The 14,853-nt window shown below is 60.5% G+C and carries 13 protein-coding genes; 9 read left to right on the forward strand and 4 right to left on the reverse strand.

Annotated features, from left to right (window positions below):
• The first annotated feature begins 230 nt into the window (after nt 1-230).
• Entirely contained in the window at nt 231-605 is a 375-nt protein-coding gene (gene mvaT, locus GIW04_RS10825; protein WP_003193894.1) for a histone-like nucleoid-structuring protein MvaT, read from the forward strand.
• Between the two features lie 90 nt (nt 606-695).
• Here the strand turns inward: mvaT and sbcB are convergent, their stop codons facing one another.
• Nucleotides 696-2,123, reverse strand: coding sequence for an exodeoxyribonuclease I (sbcB, locus tag GIW04_RS10830; RefSeq protein WP_057710483.1), 1,428 nt, complete (start codon nt 2,121-2,123; stop codon nt 696-698).
• A 166-nt stretch (nt 2,124-2,289) separates the two neighbouring features.
• Between sbcB and GIW04_RS10835 the strand changes: the two genes are divergently transcribed.
• From GIW04_RS10835 to GIW04_RS10860, 6 genes are read left to right on the forward strand one after another with little or no spacing between them, the layout of a single operon-like run.
• A complete protein-coding gene (locus GIW04_RS10835) occupies nt 2,290-2,982 on the forward strand; it encodes an RDD family protein (RefSeq protein WP_003193896.1) in 693 nt (230 codons plus the stop codon).
• Nucleotides 2,979-3,959: a stage II sporulation protein M gene (locus GIW04_RS10840; RefSeq protein ID WP_034134384.1), complete on the forward strand. Its 981-nt coding sequence runs from the start codon at nt 2,979-2,981 to the stop codon at nt 3,957-3,959. The genes GIW04_RS10835 and GIW04_RS10840 overlap by 4 nt, the downstream gene beginning before the upstream one ends.
• The gene (locus GIW04_RS10845; RefSeq protein WP_057710484.1) at nt 3,946-5,475 is read left to right on the forward strand and encodes a DUF4129 domain-containing protein; all 1,530 of its coding nucleotides are present in this window, start codon (nt 3,946-3,948) and stop codon (nt 5,473-5,475) included. Before GIW04_RS10840 ends, GIW04_RS10845 begins: the two co-directional genes overlap by 14 nt.
• Nucleotides 5,472-6,629, forward strand: a complete 1,158-nt coding sequence (locus GIW04_RS10850; protein WP_120248595.1) for a DUF4350 domain-containing protein — start codon at nt 5,472-5,474, stop codon at nt 6,627-6,629. Before GIW04_RS10845 ends, GIW04_RS10850 begins: the two co-directional genes overlap by 4 nt.
• Nucleotides 6,626-7,621, forward strand: a complete 996-nt coding sequence (locus tag GIW04_RS10855) for an AAA family ATPase (protein WP_003193900.1) — start codon at nt 6,626-6,628, stop codon at nt 7,619-7,621. Before GIW04_RS10850 ends, GIW04_RS10855 begins: the two co-directional genes overlap by 4 nt.
• A 7-nt stretch (nt 7,622-7,628) precedes the next feature.
• The gene (locus GIW04_RS10860; RefSeq protein ID WP_120248594.1) at nt 7,629-8,960 is read left to right on the forward strand and encodes a DUF58 domain-containing protein; all 1,332 of its coding nucleotides are present in this window, start codon (nt 7,629-7,631) and stop codon (nt 8,958-8,960) included.
• A gap of 52 nt (nt 8,961-9,012) precedes the next feature.
• Here the strand turns inward: GIW04_RS10860 and GIW04_RS10865 are convergent, their stop codons facing one another.
• Both GIW04_RS10865 and GIW04_RS10870 read right to left on the reverse strand, forming a co-directional pair.
• Complete coding sequence (locus GIW04_RS10865; RefSeq protein ID WP_034134388.1) at nt 9,013-9,372, reverse strand: PilZ domain-containing protein; 360 nt, start codon at nt 9,370-9,372, stop codon at nt 9,013-9,015.
• Nucleotides 9,373-9,593: 221 nt separating this feature from the next.
• Nucleotides 9,594-9,968 carry a tetratricopeptide repeat protein gene (locus tag GIW04_RS10870; protein WP_003193903.1) on the reverse strand — a complete coding sequence of 125 codons (375 nt, stop codon included), beginning with the start codon at nt 9,966-9,968 and terminating at the stop codon, nt 9,594-9,596.
• A gap of 173 nt (nt 9,969-10,141) precedes the next feature.
• On the opposite strand from GIW04_RS10870, the gene pyk reads away from it, so the two are divergent.
• Complete coding sequence (pyk, locus tag GIW04_RS10875) at nt 10,142-11,593, forward strand: pyruvate kinase (protein WP_003193904.1); 1,452 nt, start codon at nt 10,142-10,144, stop codon at nt 11,591-11,593.
• A gap of 163 nt (nt 11,594-11,756) precedes the next feature.
• Here the strand turns inward: pyk and GIW04_RS10880 are convergent, their stop codons facing one another.
• A complete protein-coding gene (locus GIW04_RS10880) occupies nt 11,757-12,698 on the reverse strand; it encodes an iron-sulfur-binding ferredoxin reductase (RefSeq protein WP_120248593.1) in 942 nt (313 codons plus the stop codon).
• Nucleotides 12,699-13,001: 303 nt separating this feature from the next.
• Between GIW04_RS10880 and GIW04_RS10885 the strand changes: the two genes are divergently transcribed.
• Nucleotides 13,002-14,525, forward strand: coding sequence for a fumarate hydratase (locus GIW04_RS10885; protein WP_120248592.1), 1,524 nt, complete (start codon nt 13,002-13,004; stop codon nt 14,523-14,525).
• Nucleotides 14,526-14,853: the final 328 nt, after the last annotated feature.

Raw genomic sequence — 14,853 nt, forward strand, 5'->3', positions numbered from 1 at the left:
GTTTTACCACCGCTATATGACGGTACAACGGTATGCTCAGGCCAGTAGCAAAAAATTAACGCGATTATCTTTGCGCATAACGCATTCTAATTAACTCATCGGCCAGGTTTTCTCACACACATTCAATGTCATTCGCCTGAATAACGTCTTAAATGTTTACTTGATGAAATTGCCTGACTATTATTAGGCCACTCACCCTGTCAATCAGCGTTCTACATAAGGTAGTCCACATGTCACTGATCAACGAATACCGCGCCACCGAAGTAGCTATCAAAGAGCTGCAAGCCCGTTTGAAGAACCTGTCCGAAGACGACAAGCTGAAAACCGAGCTGGAATTCGAAGGCAAATTGCGCACCCTGATGGGTGAATACTCCAAATCCCTGCGTGACATCATCGCGCTGCTGGATCCAGAGTCGAAAGTTAAAGCACCACGTGGCGCTGTGAAAACTACCGGCACCAAGCGTGCTCGCAAGGTCAAGCAGTACAAAAACCCGCACAACGGCGAAGTGATTGAAACCAAAGGTGGCAACCACAAAACTCTGAAAGAGTGGAAAGCCAAGTGGGGCGGTGACGTAGTTGAAGGTTGGGCAACCCTGCTGGGCTAAGCCCGGTCGGACGTTCACCCGATACGTCACACATGAAAAACGCCAGCTTGCTGGCGTTTTTTATTGTCGGAATATTCTGTAGTTATGCGCCTACAGATTCAGGCGCGCCGCTAAGGAATCTACATAGTCCTGCCATTGCGCCAGTACCTGACACTGAAACGATGTAGCACTAACCGCCAACTCCTCACGCGCCTGCTTAAATCCCAACAGGGTATTCGGCGCCCCCCACTGCGCATCCGACAAACGTTGCTGACAGAAAAGTTTCCAGCGTTGTTGCTCCTCATTGTTCAAGGTTTCAGGAAAGTTACGCGCCCGGTAGCGAAATAATAATTCCGGCAAACGATGATCATCGAACGGCCACTGCTGACGGGCCAACTGCGCAGGCTCCGCCATGCGAACTTGCTCACATAAACGACGGTCACGGTCACCAATAAAACCATCGTAGAGCTGCTGCTCCGGGTCCGCGTTCGGCGCAAAGTCTTCCTCGGCATAAATGGCCGCTAACTTGTCCCGCCAAACTTCCTGTGCGTCAGTTAGCCGCAGCGCCCGCGCAAGGCAAGCCTCCTTATCCAGTTGCAGGCGCTCCAGATCTTGCGGGCGCAGCACCTTTAACGGCGCGACCACCGGGCAGCGGTTGATATGCAGCAACTTGAGCGGAACCGGCAGCTCACCTTCGGCCAACTCATCGCGGCGCGTGTAAAGGCGCTGGCGCAGGGTCGCCGCATCCAGGTCCAACAGCCCTTGTGGATCGAGCCCCAGGTCACAGACGATCAAGGCATTGCGATTGCGCGGGTGCCAGGCCAGGGGCAAGACCACGCCCAGGTAATGGCGCTCGGCAGAGAAACGCCCGGAGATATGCACCATCGGTTGCAGCAACCGCACCTCATCCATAACCCGCTGTTTGCTGCGCAGTTGAAACAACCACTCATACAACTTCGGTTGTTTGTCTCGGACCAACCGCGCCAGGGCGATGGTTGCACGCACATCCGACAACGCGTCATGGGCCTGGCCATGGTCGATGCCGTTGGCCTCGGTCAAGCGTTCGAGCTTGAGGGTCACGCGCCCTTCCTGCTCGGGCCAGTTGATGCCCTCCGGCCGCAGGGCGTAGGCGGTGCGCATGACATCGATCAAGTCCCAGCGGCTGTTGCCGCCCTGCCACTCGCGCGCATACGGGTCGAAAAAATTGCGGTACAGACTGTAACGCGTCATTTCATCGTCAAATCGCAGGGTGTTGTAGCCGGCGCCGCAGGTACCTGGCGCGGCCAGCTCGGCGTGCACCCGAGTCATGAAATCGGCTTCGGCAAGGCCCTTCTCGGCGAGGATACCCGGCGTGATACCCGTGATCGCGCACGCTGCCGGATGAGGCAGGATATCGTCGCTGGGCTGGCAATACAGATTGATCGGCGCACCGACCTCATTGAGCTCAAGGTCGGTGCGGATACCGGCTACCTGGAGCGGACGATCGTTGCGCGGGTTGATGCCGGTGGTTTCATAGTCGTACCAGAAAATCGAGGTCACGGGCTATTCCTGTGCTGAAGACCGACAAAGTCTAGGCGCTGCAAGGCGTTTGGGGCCAGCGATACCTTACTGTATAAATATCCAGAAAAACCTCGGGTGGTTGCTTCCATCCTCGACACTGCTAGCATCCGTGTTTCTAAGTCGCCTCGCACTGCCAAGGATCGCAATGCCATCAACGCCTTTGGATACCCACTATCAGATAGAAACGCCGGAGGGCATCGACCTGCCCCTGCGCCCTGCTGGCCTGCCCTCCCGGGCATTGGCGTTTGCATTCGACCTGGGCGTGCGCGGGATCATCATGGGTATCCTGCTGGTGCCACTGGCGTTGCTCGGCAATGTGGGGGTCGGGCTGGGTTCGCTGCTACTGTTCCTGGTGAGCTGGTGGTACATGGTGTTGTTCGAAGTGCTCAACCAGGGCTGCTCGCCGGGCAAGCAGGTCATGGGCCTGCGCGTGGTACAGGATGACGGCACGCCCATCGGCTGGTCGGCATCGCTGATCCGCAACCTGCTGCGTTTTGTCGACATGCTGCCCTTCGGTTATTTCCTCGGCGCGATCAGCTGCCTGCAGCATCCGCACTTCAAGCGGCTCGGCGACCTGGCGGCAGGTACGCTGGTGGTCTACCGCGAACTGCCGCTGGCACGCCCAAGCATCCCTCAAGCACCCGCCCTGCGCCTGCCCTTCGCACTGGCGTTGAGCGAACAGCGGGCCATCCTCGGTTTCGCCGAGCGCCAGGCCGAGCTCTCGGCCGAACGGGTGCATGAACTGGCCGCCATCCTCGCAGAGCCTCTGCAGGTGTCTGCACCGCGTGCCGTGGAGCAACTCAACGGTGTAGCCCGTGGTTTGTTGGGGCCGACATGAAGCAGAGCCTTTTTGAAAGCCGCCACCAACACCAATGGCAAACTTTCGCCGAGCAGTTGACGCAACTGGAGCAAGGTAAAGCCAAGGCCACCGACGTTGCCGACTTCCCGCATCAATATCGACGCCTGTGCCAACACCTGGCCCTGGCTCAACAACGCGGCTACAGCAGTTACCTGGTCGACCCGTTGCAACAACTGGCACTGCGCGGCCATCAACAACTGTATCGCCATCGCAGCCAACTGACGGCAAACATACTGGCATTTCTTCTCGCCGACTTCCCGCGCCTGGTACGCGAACAGTGGCGCTTCGTGCTGATCGCCGGCCTGCTGTTCTTTGGCAGCCTGGTGGGGATTGCCCTGCTGGTGTACCTGTTCCCCGACCTGGTCTACAGCATCATCAGCCCCCAGCAGGTGGCCGAGATGCAGAGTATGTACAACCCCGACGCCAGCCGTCTGGGCCGTGCTGCCGAACGTGCCTCCAGCGAAGACTGGATGATGTTTGGCTATTACGTGATGCACAACATCGGCATTGCCTTCCAGACCTTTGCCGCAGGCCTGTTGTTTGGCCTGGGCAGTGTGTTTTTCCTGATTTTCAACGGTCTGGTCATAGGTGCGGTCTCCGGGCACCTTACCGACATCGGCTATGGCCAGACTTTCTGGTCGTTTGTCATTGGTCACGGCGCATTCGAGTTGACCGCCATCACACTGGCCGGTGCCGCGGGCTTGCAACTGGGCTGGTCACTGGTCGCCCCCGGGCGCTTGGCGCGCAGCGAGGCCCTGCGCCTGGCCGCGCGCAAAAGCGTACGGATGCTTTGCGGTGTCATGGTGTTTCTGTTGATCGCAGCCTTTATCGAAGCCTACTGGTCCTCAACCACTCGCATTGAGCCCTGGATCAAATACGCAGTAGGCGTCGCGCTCTGGCTGCTGGTGGCCGCTTACCTGACCCTGGCCGGGCGGAGTCGCCATGCGCCTGACTGACGCCAGCGTAGTGATTCGCCCGCGCACTTCCTGGGAAGCCATGGACCTGGGGGTGCTGATGGCCAGGGAACACCGCGCCCTGCTGATGGGCAGTTGGGCGCTGGTGAGCCTGCCGGTATTCAGCCTGTTGACAGTGCTGCTCTGGAATTACCCGTCTTTGGCCATGTTCCTGTTCTGGTGGCTCAAGCCGGCCTTCGAGCGCTTGCCGCTGTATATTCTTTCCAAAGCCCTGTTTGGTGAGCCCCCCGGCCTCAAACAGGCCGTTCGCCATTGGCCGCAATTGCTCAAGGGGCAACTGTTCGCCAGCCTGACCTGGCGGCGGCTGAGCATGAGCCGCAGCTTCACCCTGCCCGTCAGCCAACTGGAAGGCCTGGACGGAGACGCCCGTCAACGACGCCTTGGGGTGTTGCTGCAACGCAACGCTGGCGCTGCACGCTGGCTGACGACGATCGGCGTGCACCTGGAAATCGGCCTGTGGTTTGGCGCCATGGCCCTGTTCTATCTCTTCATCCCGCAACAGATCGAACTGGACTGGGACTGGCAACGGCTGATATTGGCGTCAGGCTCGGACGTGCTTTGGCTGGAGCACCTGAGCAATGCCTTCTACGCCCTGATCCTGGTGTTCTGGGAACCTATCTATGTCGCCTGTGGCTTCAGCCTGTACCTCAACCGCCGCACGGTGTTGGAGGCCTGGGACCTGGAACTGGTATTCCGTCGCCTGCGCCAGCGCCTGAGCAACGTCGCACCGCTGTTGTTGCTGGTCGTCGGCTTGGCGCTGCTACACGTCAGCCCACCCGCCATGGCAGATGAAGCCACAGCCCATAAGCCCCTCAGCACCCAGGCCGCCAGCCAATCCATCCAGGCATTGCTGGAAAAGCCACCTTTCAAGAACCCGGAAACCGTCACACGCTATCGGTTTGGCGAAGAAAAAACGCCGGTTAAAAACAAGGCCAAGGGCGACGGCAGGTTACCTGGCTGGCTCCAGGCACTGCTCGACAACTTCAACAGCGACACCTTCAAATACGTCGCCAAAACCTTGGAAATACTGCTCTGGAGCCTTGTGATTGGCGGCCTGGCCCTGGTGTGCTGGCGTTACCGTGAATGGTTGCGCACCTTCGTCAGCCGCCTTGGGCCCACTCGCACGGCCGCTCCCTCGCCCGTTCCTGCCCAACTGTTCGGGCTGGAGCTGGGCACCGAGACATTGCCCCAAGACATCGCCAGTACCGTCGAACAGCTATGGCCCACCCAGCCCCGGGAAGCTCTTGGCCTGCTGTATCGTGGTTTGCTCAGCCGGCTGTTGCATGAGTTCGACCTGCCACTGACAAACGCCGATACCGAGGGGCAGGTGCTGGAGCGTGTCCATCATTTGCAACAACCGCAGTTACTCGCGTTCAGCGACGAACTGACACGCCACTGGCAAAACCTGGCCTATGGTCACCGCCTGCCGCCTCCTTCAGCCCAACAAAAACTGTGCAGCGATTGGCGTGCTCTCTTCAGTGGCGGAGCGGGCCAATGAATCGCGCGTTATTGTGGATAGCGCTGTTATCGGCATGCCTGTTGGGTGCGGGCGGCCTTTATGCCTGGCACAAGGCAATTCCCTACGAGGAAGTGGTAGATCGCGGCCCGTCACCAGAGGCACGCGCCAACCCTTACCTGGCCGCTGAGCACTTTCTGCGCCAGCAAGGCGTGGTGGTGGCGCATGCCAATGGCCTTGAACGACTCGCCGAGCTGCCCGCCAAAGGCCATAGCCTGTTGCTGCTGGGGGAGCGCAGCAACATGACCCCACGCCAGGTCGAACAACTGCTGGGCTGGGCAAAAGCCGGCGGCCACCTGCTATTAGTCGCCGAAGCATTATGGGATGAGGAAACCGGCACCAGCGGTGACCTGCTGCTTGATCGCCTCACTGTCCGTCAAACCTTGAGCGACACCTTCGACGAACCCGCGCCACCGCGTAAAAAAACCAGGCCGGACCTGACCAAGCTGTATGTCGACAACGAAACGGCACCGGCCTATTTCAGTTTTGACACCGACTTCAACCTCACCGATCCCAAGCATCTGGCGCAGTTTTCCGCCAACAGCGCCAAGTCCAGCCACCTGATGCAACTTGACCTGGGGCAAGGCCGCGTCACGGTGATCACCGACAGCGACCTGTGGAAAACCGCGGATATCGGCAAACATGATAACGCCTGGTTGCTGTGGTACCTGAGCCAAGGCACTGACGTCACCTTGCTGTTCAACAGCGACACAGACGACCTGTTTACCCTGTTGTTACGTTATTTCCCCCAGGCCCTGGTCACCCTGATTGCGCTGGTTGCCCTGGGGCTGTGGCAGGCAGGCATGCGCCACGGCCCGGTCCAGGCACCGGCGCCCAAGGCGCGTCGCCAGTTGCAGGAACACTTGAAGGCCAGCGCGGATTTCCTGTTGCGCCGCAGTGGCCAGGGCACGTTGTTGAAAGCCTTGCAACACGACATTCTGCGCGCAGCCCGGCGACGCCATCCTGGGTTTGAACACCTCGATGCGCCAGGGCAACGCCAAGTGCTGGAGCACCTTACGCGACAACCCCCTCATATCATCAGCCAGGCGTTAGAGCCCGTTGCGCTGAAGCGGCTTTCCAGCGCCGACTTCAGCCGACAGGTGGCGTGCCTGCAAACCCTCAGGAATGCCTTATGAGCGACTCTCCACTGGCCACCGCCCTGACCGCCGAAAACCTTCAGCATGCCAGCCAGCAGGCCCAGGCGCTGCGCGTGGAATTGCGCAAGGCCGTGATTGGCCAGGACCTTGTGATTGATGACGTGCTCACCGCCCTGATCGCAGGCGGCCATGTACTGCTCGAAGGCGTGCCTGGCTTGGGCAAGACCTTGCTGGTACGCGCCCTGGCCCGCTGCTTTGGCGGTGATTTCGCCCGTATCCAGTTCACCCCGGACCTGATGCCCAGCGATGTCACCGGCCACGCCGTGTACGACTTGCAGACCGAACAGTTCAAACTGCGCAAGGGGCCGTTATTCACCCACCTGCTGCTGGCCGACGAGATCAACCGGGCACCGGCCAAAACCCAGGCAGCGCTTCTCGAAGCCATGCAGGAACGTCAAGTGACCCTTGAGGGTGAGGCATTACCCATCGGCCAACCCTTCATGGTGCTGGCGACCCAGAACCCCATCGAGCAGGAAGGCACCTACCCACTGCCCGAGGCCGAGCTGGACCGGTTCATGCTCAAGGTACGAATGGACTACCCAGATGCTCTACAAGAGCTGGATATGGTCCGCGAAGTGACGCGCTCGTCCAAGGCCGACATGCTGGAGGTACAGCCGTTGCGTACGGTGCTGCAAGCCGAGGACGTAGTAACGATGCAGCAAATTGCCAGTGACCTGCCGTTGGATGAGCAGGTGCTCGACTACGCCGTGCGCCTGGCCCGTGCCACGCGCAGTTGGCCGGGGCTGGCCATCGGTGCCGGCCCCAGGGCCTCCATTGCCCTGGTACGCGGCGCCCGTGCCCGTGCGCTGTTGCGCGGTGGCGAATTCGTCACCCCCGATGACATCAAGGGCTGCGCCCTGGCGGTACTGCGTCACCGGGTACGCATCGCACCCGAACTGGACATCGACGGCCTTGAAGTCGACCAGGTGCTCCAGCAGTTACTCGACCAGATTGCAGCACCAAGGCAATGACGCGGCCATGAAACCGACTCGTCTGCTGCTGACCTGGCTGGGCGTTCTGCTCGGCTTGAACATCTTGATGGGCGCCTCGGCAGCGTTGCAGTTCAAAGTGCCCGCCACCTTGCATTCGGTAGCCTGGGGCCTGCTGCTGGCCCTGTTGCTGCTGGCGATGCTGGATGCTGCACGCTTACGTCGCCGCCCTTCGGCCCGCGTGTACAGGGCATTGCCCGGTAGCCTGGCGCTGGGGCGCTGGGAAGAAATACGCCTGTACGTGGAGCACGACTACCCGCAACCACTGACCGTGCAGGTGTTCGATCACGTGCCCGATGGCTTGGCTGTGGAGAACCAGCCTCAATTCATTCAACTACGCCCCGGTGAACGTGCTCAGTTGGGCTATCGCGTGCGCCCCTTGCGGCGCGGGCACTTCCATTTCAGTCGCTGCGAGCTGCTGCTGCCCAGCCCACTGGGGCTGTGGTCTGCACGACGCTGGGTCGTTACCCACGATGAAACCCGCGTTTACCCGGATTTCGCACGTTTATACGGTGCGCAGTTGCGAGGTGTGGATAACTGGCTGAGCCAACTGGGCGTGCGCCAACATCAGCGGCGAGGATTGGGGCTGGAGTTTCACCAACTGCGCGAGTTTCGTGAAGGCGACAGCCTGCGTCAGATCGACTGGAAAGCCACCGCCCGCCAACGAACGCCCATTGCCCGGGAATATCAGGATGAGCGCGACCAGCAAATCGTGTTCATGCTCGATTGCGGCCAGCACATGCGCAGCCAGGATGATGAACTGCCCCATTTTGACCACGCCCTCAACGCCTGCCTGCTGCTCAGTTATGTCGCCTTGCGCCAGGGCGATGCCGTAGGGCTGTGCACGTTCGCCAGCGACCAGCCGCGCTACCTGAAGCCGGTCAAAGGCAGTGGCCAATTGAACCTGTTGCTCAATGCGGTCTACGACCTGCAGACCACGCGAAAAACCGCCGACTACCAGGCTGCCGCCAGCCAATTGCTGGCACGGCAAAAACGCCGGGCACTGGTGATCATCGTCACCAACCTGCGGGATGAGGAGGATGAAGCCTTGATGGCCGCCGTCCAGCGTATCAGTAGGCATCACCGGGTATTGGTGGCCAGCCTGAGGGAAGAGGTCCTCGACCAACTACGCCAGGCACCGGTGCAAACATTGCCCGAAGCGCTGGCTTACTGCGGCACGGTCGATTACCTCAATACCCGCAACCAACGCCATGATCGCTTGAGTGCCCATGGGCTCTCGGTGCTGGATACCTTGCCATCGGCGCTGGGTGCCGGGCTGGTCACGCGCTATCTGGAATGGAAAAAGGCCGGAGTATTCTGAGGATGACTGCGCAGGGCCATGGCCAGGAAACAGCCAAGACCCCACGCATAATTCAGACAGAGGCCTGCAAAGGATAAAAGCTGAAGTACTGCAACAGCGCGTTGATCAGGTGCCGGTACTCTTCGGGCGCCTCAAGCACGCTGAACCCCGAGTCGTAATGCTGCGGGGTGACATCTTCATGGCTCCACAAGCAGGTTGCCGTGAGGTCAATTGCCTTGAACTCGCCCTGCGCCACCGGCACTTTCAAGCGCAGCTCGAAATCCACGTCGGTCATCATAGGTAACGAGCTGATCAGCATCAGACCGTTTTCAGACACATTTCCAAGATAGCCGATTGGCTTGTCAGTAATACGATTGAACACCTGCAGAAAATACGGCAGTTGATGCCGCTCGATCCGTCGTTCGGTAAACATGGTGAAGTCGCCATCCAATAGCCAAAAATCTGGCCGTGCCAGTGATTCGGAACAAGCAATCGCTCGCTCTCCCTGGATCTCGGTGTGACAACAGCTACCGCTTGTCACCAAACAGCTGCCGAATCCGGGCATTGCATCCGTTCGAATGGGTACTGCACAAACAGACATTCAAAGAATAGCGCAAGACTGGCGACAGGCCAGCCATGAAGCGACAAATACCCTTACAACGACGCAGGCCTTGGTTTTGCCAGGCCTGCAGCCGGCAGATGCCCCAGTTGCTGCAAGGTATCGAGCCGCGCACGGGCTCGATAGGCGTACTCGCTCGACGGGTAGTGGCCGATGATGAACTGATAGGTCTGTGCGGCATCGACAAACAGTTTCTGGCGCTCCAGGCACTGCCCACGCAACATCGAAACCTCCGGTTGCACGTAGCGGCGAGTTCGGCTCTCGCGATCGACCTGGGACAACTCCAGGGTGACACGCTGGCAATCACCGACCCCATAGGCACGGTAAGCGTTGTTCAAATGGTGGTCCATCGACCAGCGGGTACAGCCGACAACACTGACGGCCAGGGCAGCAACGAGCAAAATTCGCATGGGGTTCTCCTGTCTTGTGCAGTGTATCGACCCCTGGTCGAAAATCTTCAAGGCGTTTGCCCATTCAACCGCCGCCAAAACAAGCCAATCGTCGATAAGTAGTGCAAACGAACAATGACTACAACGAAAGAGCATAGTAGCCTTCCCCAGCGCTTGAACTCAGGAGTCCGTGCATGTCCGTCCGTCGTACCAAAATCGTCGCCACCCTTGGCCCGGCCAGTAACTCGCCGGAAGTCCTCGAACAGCTGATTCTGGCTGGTTTGGACGTCGCCCGTCTGAACTTCTCCCACGGCACCCCGGACGAGCACAAGGCTCGCGCCAAGCTGGTGCGTGACCTCGCCGCCAAGCATGGCCGCTTCGTTGCACTCTTGGGCGACCTGCAAGGCCCGAAAATCCGTATCGCCAAATTCACCAACAAGCGGATCGAGCTGAAGATCGGTGACAAGTTCACCTTCTCCACCAGCCACCCGCTGACCGAAGGCACCCAGGACGTGGTGGGCATCGACTACCCGGACCTGGTCAAGGACTGCGGCGTCGGTGACGAACTGCTGCTGGACGACGGCCGTGTGGTGATGCGCGTTGACACTGCCACGCCGACCGAACTGAACTGCACCGTGATCATCGGCGGCCCGCTGTCCGACCACAAAGGCATCAACCGTCGCGGTGGTGGCCTGACGGCGCCGGCCCTGACTGAAAAAGACAAGGCCGACATCAAGCTCGCCGCCGAAATGGAAGTGGACTACCTCGCCGTGTCCTTCCCGCGCGACGCCGCCGACATGGAATACGCCCGTAAGCTGCGCGACGAAGCCGGCGGTACCGCCTGGCTGGTAGCGAAGATCGAACGTGCTGAAGCCGTGGCCGATGATGAAACCCTCGACGGCCTGATCAAGGCCTCCGATGCCGTGATGGTTGCCCGTGGCGACCTGGGCGTTGAAATCGGTGACGCCGAGCTGATCGGTATCCAGAAGAAGATCATCCTGCACGCACGCCGTCACAACAAAGCGGTGATCGTTGCGACCCAGATGATGGAGTCGATGATCCAGAACCCGATGCCGACCCGTGCCGAAGTGTCCGACGTGGCCAACGCCGTACTCGACTACACCGACGCCGTGATGCTCTCGGCTGAAAGTGCCGCCGGCCCTTACCCGCTGGAGGCCGTACAGGCCATGGCGCGTATCTGCGTCGGTGCCGAAAAGCACCCGACCAGCAAGACCTCCAGCCATCGCATCGGCAAAGTCTTCGAAAGCTGCGACCAGAGCATCGCCCTGGCTGCCATGTACACCGCCAACCACTTCCCGGGTGTCAAGGCCATCATCGCCTTGACCGAAAGTGGCTACACGCCGTTGATCATGTCGCGCATCCGCTCCTCGGTGCCTATCTACGCGTTCACCCCACACCGCGAAGCCCAGGCCCGCGCGGCCATGTTCCGTGGCGTGTACACCATCCCGTTCGACCCGGCTTCGCTGGCACCGAACGAAGTCAGCCAGAAGGCGATCGACGAGCTGGTTAAACGCGGCGTTGTGGAAAAAGGCGACTGGGTCATCCTGACCAAGGGCGACAGCTACCACACCACCGGTGGCACCAATGGCATGAAGATCCTGCATGTGGGCGACCCGCAGGTCTGAGTGACAGGCTGAAAAACAAAAGCCCCACCATGTGAATGGCGGGGCTTTTTGCATTTCACTGCAAGCCAATATGTCGAATTTCAGGGCCTCATCGCAGGCAAGCCAGCTCCCACAGTAGTCCGTGTCTGGTCAGACAATTCGGTCTACTGTGGGAGCTGGCTTTTCATAAATTGGAAGGACTGGACAGAAACACATCCGCCAGCAATTGATTACGCGGCAGTCCCGCCAGAAACAAGCGCTTGGAAAACGCCTCGACGCTGGCGGGGTGCCCGCAGAGCAAGGCCAGGGTTTGCCGGGAAACAAGCCGCAGTTGCGCCAATGCCGGCTGCAACTGCGCCGCAGTCCATAGCTCCACGGTCAGGTTCCCATGCTGGGCGGCAAGGGCTGCCAGGGGTTTAGTCAGGTAATGAGCCTCGGCCTCATGGGCGAGGTGAATCACGCGAATCTCGCCTTGGTGATCCTGGCGCAGTGCCTCGCGCAACACCCCCCATAAGGGCCCCAGGCCGGTGCCGGAGGCCAGCAGCCACAATGGCCGCGATTGCCAGTCGGGATCATAGTGCAGCGCTCCGCCCCGCAGTTCGCCCAGGCGCAGAGGCTCACCGACCTTCAACTGTCGCGCGGCATCGCTGAATGCACCAGGCTGGCGGCACTCGATATGAAACTCCAGGTACGGCTCCTCCTGAGGCAGGCTCGCCAGAGAATAAGGGCGCGCCACCTGCCCCGCCCACAGCACCAGATGCTGCCCGGCGCTGTACCGCAGAGCACGTTCCGGTTGCAGGCGCAGGCGCAGTACCGTCGAACTCAGCCAATCGGCGCCCACCACCTGGGCGGGCAGGCCATCGCGCTGGGGGTCAAACGCTTCGACCTTCAGGTCCGCACTGACCCGGCACTGGCACGCCAGGCGCCAACCTTGCTGGCGTTGCGTCGGGCTGAGGGCTTCGGGCTGCTGGTCGTCGACCTTACCCTCGCAACGCACCAGGCACGCATGGCAACTGCCGGCTCGGCAACTGAAGGGCACGGCCACGCCGGCCTGATTCAAGGCATCCAGCAGGTTGCTGCCGGAGGTGACCGACCAGTGGCGTTCGCCGACGTAGAGTTCAGGCATAACGCCGTTACCTCTCTAGGTAGGAGCGAGCTTGCTCGCGAAGATCGCTAACGATAACGCGGACAACCCGATGAAACCCACCAGATTCACGCTTTTCGCGAGCAAGCTCGCTCCTACCGATAACCGGGCCGGGCATTCGTGACCATAGTCGGGTGTATCGGCCACCGTGCCGGGTTATACTGCCGCGCCTTTTTAGCGTCGCGCCTGCACCATTCTGGCGTGCCTTGGAAAGATGGCTTCAGCCGACCGATGCAACACTGACGCCATCTTTATTGAATGTTCCCTTATAGAGGAGCGCGACTCATGACCGTGATCAAGCAAGACGACCTGATTCAGAGCGTTGCCGACGCCCTGCAATTCATTTCCTACTACCACCCCGTTGATTTCATCCAGGCCATGCACGAAGCCTACCTGCGCGAAGAATCGCCGGCGGCCCGTGACTCCATCGCCCAGATCCTGATCAACTCGCGCATGTGTGCCACCGGCCACCGCCCGATCTGCCAGGACACCGGTATCGTCACCGTGTTCGTGCGCGTGGGTATGGACGTGCGTTGGGACGGCGCCACCATGGGCCTGGACGACATGATCAACGAAGGCGTGCGTCGCGCCTACAACCTGCCGGAAAACGTCCTGCGCGCCTCGATCCTCGCCGACCCGGCCGGTGCCCGCAAGAACACCAAGGACAACACCCCAGCGGTCATCCACTACTCCATCGTCCCGGGCAACACCGTGGAAGTGGACGTGGCGGCCAAGGGTGGCGGTTCCGAGAACAAGTCGAAAATGGCCATGCTCAACCCGTCCGACTCGATCGTTGACTGGGTGCTCAAGACCGTTCCGACCATGGGCGCCGGCTGGTGCCCACCGGGCATGCTCGGCATCGGCATCGGCGGCACCGCCGAGAAAGCCGCGGTAATGGCCAAGGAAGTGTTGATGGAGTCCATCGACATCCACGAGCTGAAAAAGCGCGGCCCGCAGAACCGTATCGAAGAAATGCGCCTGGAGCTGTTCGAGAAGGTCAACCAACTGGGCATCGGCGCCCAGGGCCTGGGTGGCCTGACCACGGTGCTCGACGTAAAGATCATGGACTACCCGACCCACGCCGCCTCCCTGCCGGTGTGCATGATCCCTAACTGCGCCGCCACCCGTCACGCGCACTTCGTGCTCGACGGTACGGGCCCGGCGTCGCTGGAAGCGCCACCGCTGGACGCCTACCCGGAAATCGTCTGGGAAGCCGGCCCATCGGCCCGTCGCGTCAACCTCGACACCCTGACCCCGGAAGAAGTGCAGAGCTGGAAGCCGGGCGAAACCGTACTGCTCAATGGCAAGATGCTCACCGGTCGCGACGCGGCGCACAAGCGCATGGTCGAGATGCTGAACAAGGGCGAAACCTTGCCGGTGGACCTCAAGGGCCGCTTTATCTACTACGTCGGCCCGGTTGATCCGGTGCGCGAAGAAGTGGTTGGCCCTGCTGGCCCGACCACCGCGACGCGGATGGACAAGTTCACCCGCCAGATCCTCGAGCAAACCGGCCTGCTGGGCATGATCGGCAAATCCGAGCGCGGCCCGACCGCCATCGAAGCGATCAAGGACCACAAGGCCGTGTACCTGATGGCCGTGGGCGGCGCCGCTTACCTGGTGGCCCAAGCCATCAAGAAGTCGCGCGTGGTTGCCTTCGCCGAACTAGGCATGGAAGCCATCTACGAGTTCGACGTCAAAGACATGCCGGTCACCGTTGCAGTGGACAGCAAAGGCGAGTCCGTCCACATCACCGGTCCTGCCATCTGGCAGAAAAAGATCAGTGACAGCCTGGCGGTAGAAGTGCAGTAAGCACCTGCTCCAAAAGAAAAAAGGCGACTGCAGCCCCATGGCCCAGTCGCCTTTTTTATGCCTGAAGCAAGGGACTGCTCCTGATCTTGCTCTTGATCTGCTTTTGATCTTGATCTCAGGCGCCCCGTTAAACCACGCTGGCCGAACGCAGGCTTGAATTCGTGGCTAACCCGGCAGGACGCCGGGTTAGCCGCCCCGCGCCATGGATGGCGCGTGGCGGCGGCCCACGGATTCAAGCCTGCGTTCGGGCACACCGAGCCTAGGCGAGGTGCCGAGTGGTGGGGCAAGAGCGTTTTGCTTACTTTGCCGCTTTTGCAAAGTGAGCCGC

The sequence above is a fragment of the Pseudomonas sp. PA-4-8C genome, assembly GCF_021606625.1.
Taxonomy (GTDB): Bacteria; Pseudomonadota; Gammaproteobacteria; order Pseudomonadales; family Pseudomonadaceae; genus Aquipseudomonas; species Aquipseudomonas lactis.

Excerpts from the sequence above, each read along its gene's own strand:
- mvaT (WP_003193894.1), top strand. The coding sequence starts at position 231 with ATGTCACTGATCAACGAATACCGCGCCACCGAAGTAGCTATCAAAGAG.
- GIW04_RS10835 (WP_003193896.1), top strand. The coding sequence starts at position 2,290 with ATGCCATCAACGCCTTTGGATACCCACTATCAGATAGAAACGCCGGAG.
- GIW04_RS10840 (WP_034134384.1), top strand. The coding sequence starts at position 2,979 with ATGAAGCAGAGCCTTTTTGAAAGCCGCCACCAACACCAATGGCAAACT.
- GIW04_RS10845 (WP_057710484.1), top strand. The coding sequence starts at position 3,946 with ATGCGCCTGACTGACGCCAGCGTAGTGATTCGCCCGCGCACTTCCTGG.
- GIW04_RS10850 (WP_120248595.1), top strand. The coding sequence starts at position 5,472 with ATGAATCGCGCGTTATTGTGGATAGCGCTGTTATCGGCATGCCTGTTG.
- GIW04_RS10855 (WP_003193900.1), top strand. The coding sequence starts at position 6,626 with ATGAGCGACTCTCCACTGGCCACCGCCCTGACCGCCGAAAACCTTCAG.
- GIW04_RS10860 (WP_120248594.1), top strand. The coding sequence starts at position 7,629 with ATGAAACCGACTCGTCTGCTGCTGACCTGGCTGGGCGTTCTGCTCGGC.
- GIW04_RS10865 (WP_034134388.1), bottom strand. The coding sequence starts at position 9,372 with ATGTTTACCGAACGACGGATCGAGCGGCATCAACTGCCGTATTTTCTG.
- GIW04_RS10870 (WP_003193903.1), bottom strand. The coding sequence starts at position 9,968 with ATGCGAATTTTGCTCGTTGCTGCCCTGGCCGTCAGTGTTGTCGGCTGT.
- pyk (WP_003193904.1), top strand. The coding sequence starts at position 10,142 with ATGTCCGTCCGTCGTACCAAAATCGTCGCCACCCTTGGCCCGGCCAGT.
- GIW04_RS10880 (WP_120248593.1), bottom strand. The coding sequence starts at position 12,698 with ATGCCTGAACTCTACGTCGGCGAACGCCACTGGTCGGTCACCTCCGGC.
- GIW04_RS10885 (WP_120248592.1), top strand. The coding sequence starts at position 13,002 with ATGACCGTGATCAAGCAAGACGACCTGATTCAGAGCGTTGCCGACGCC.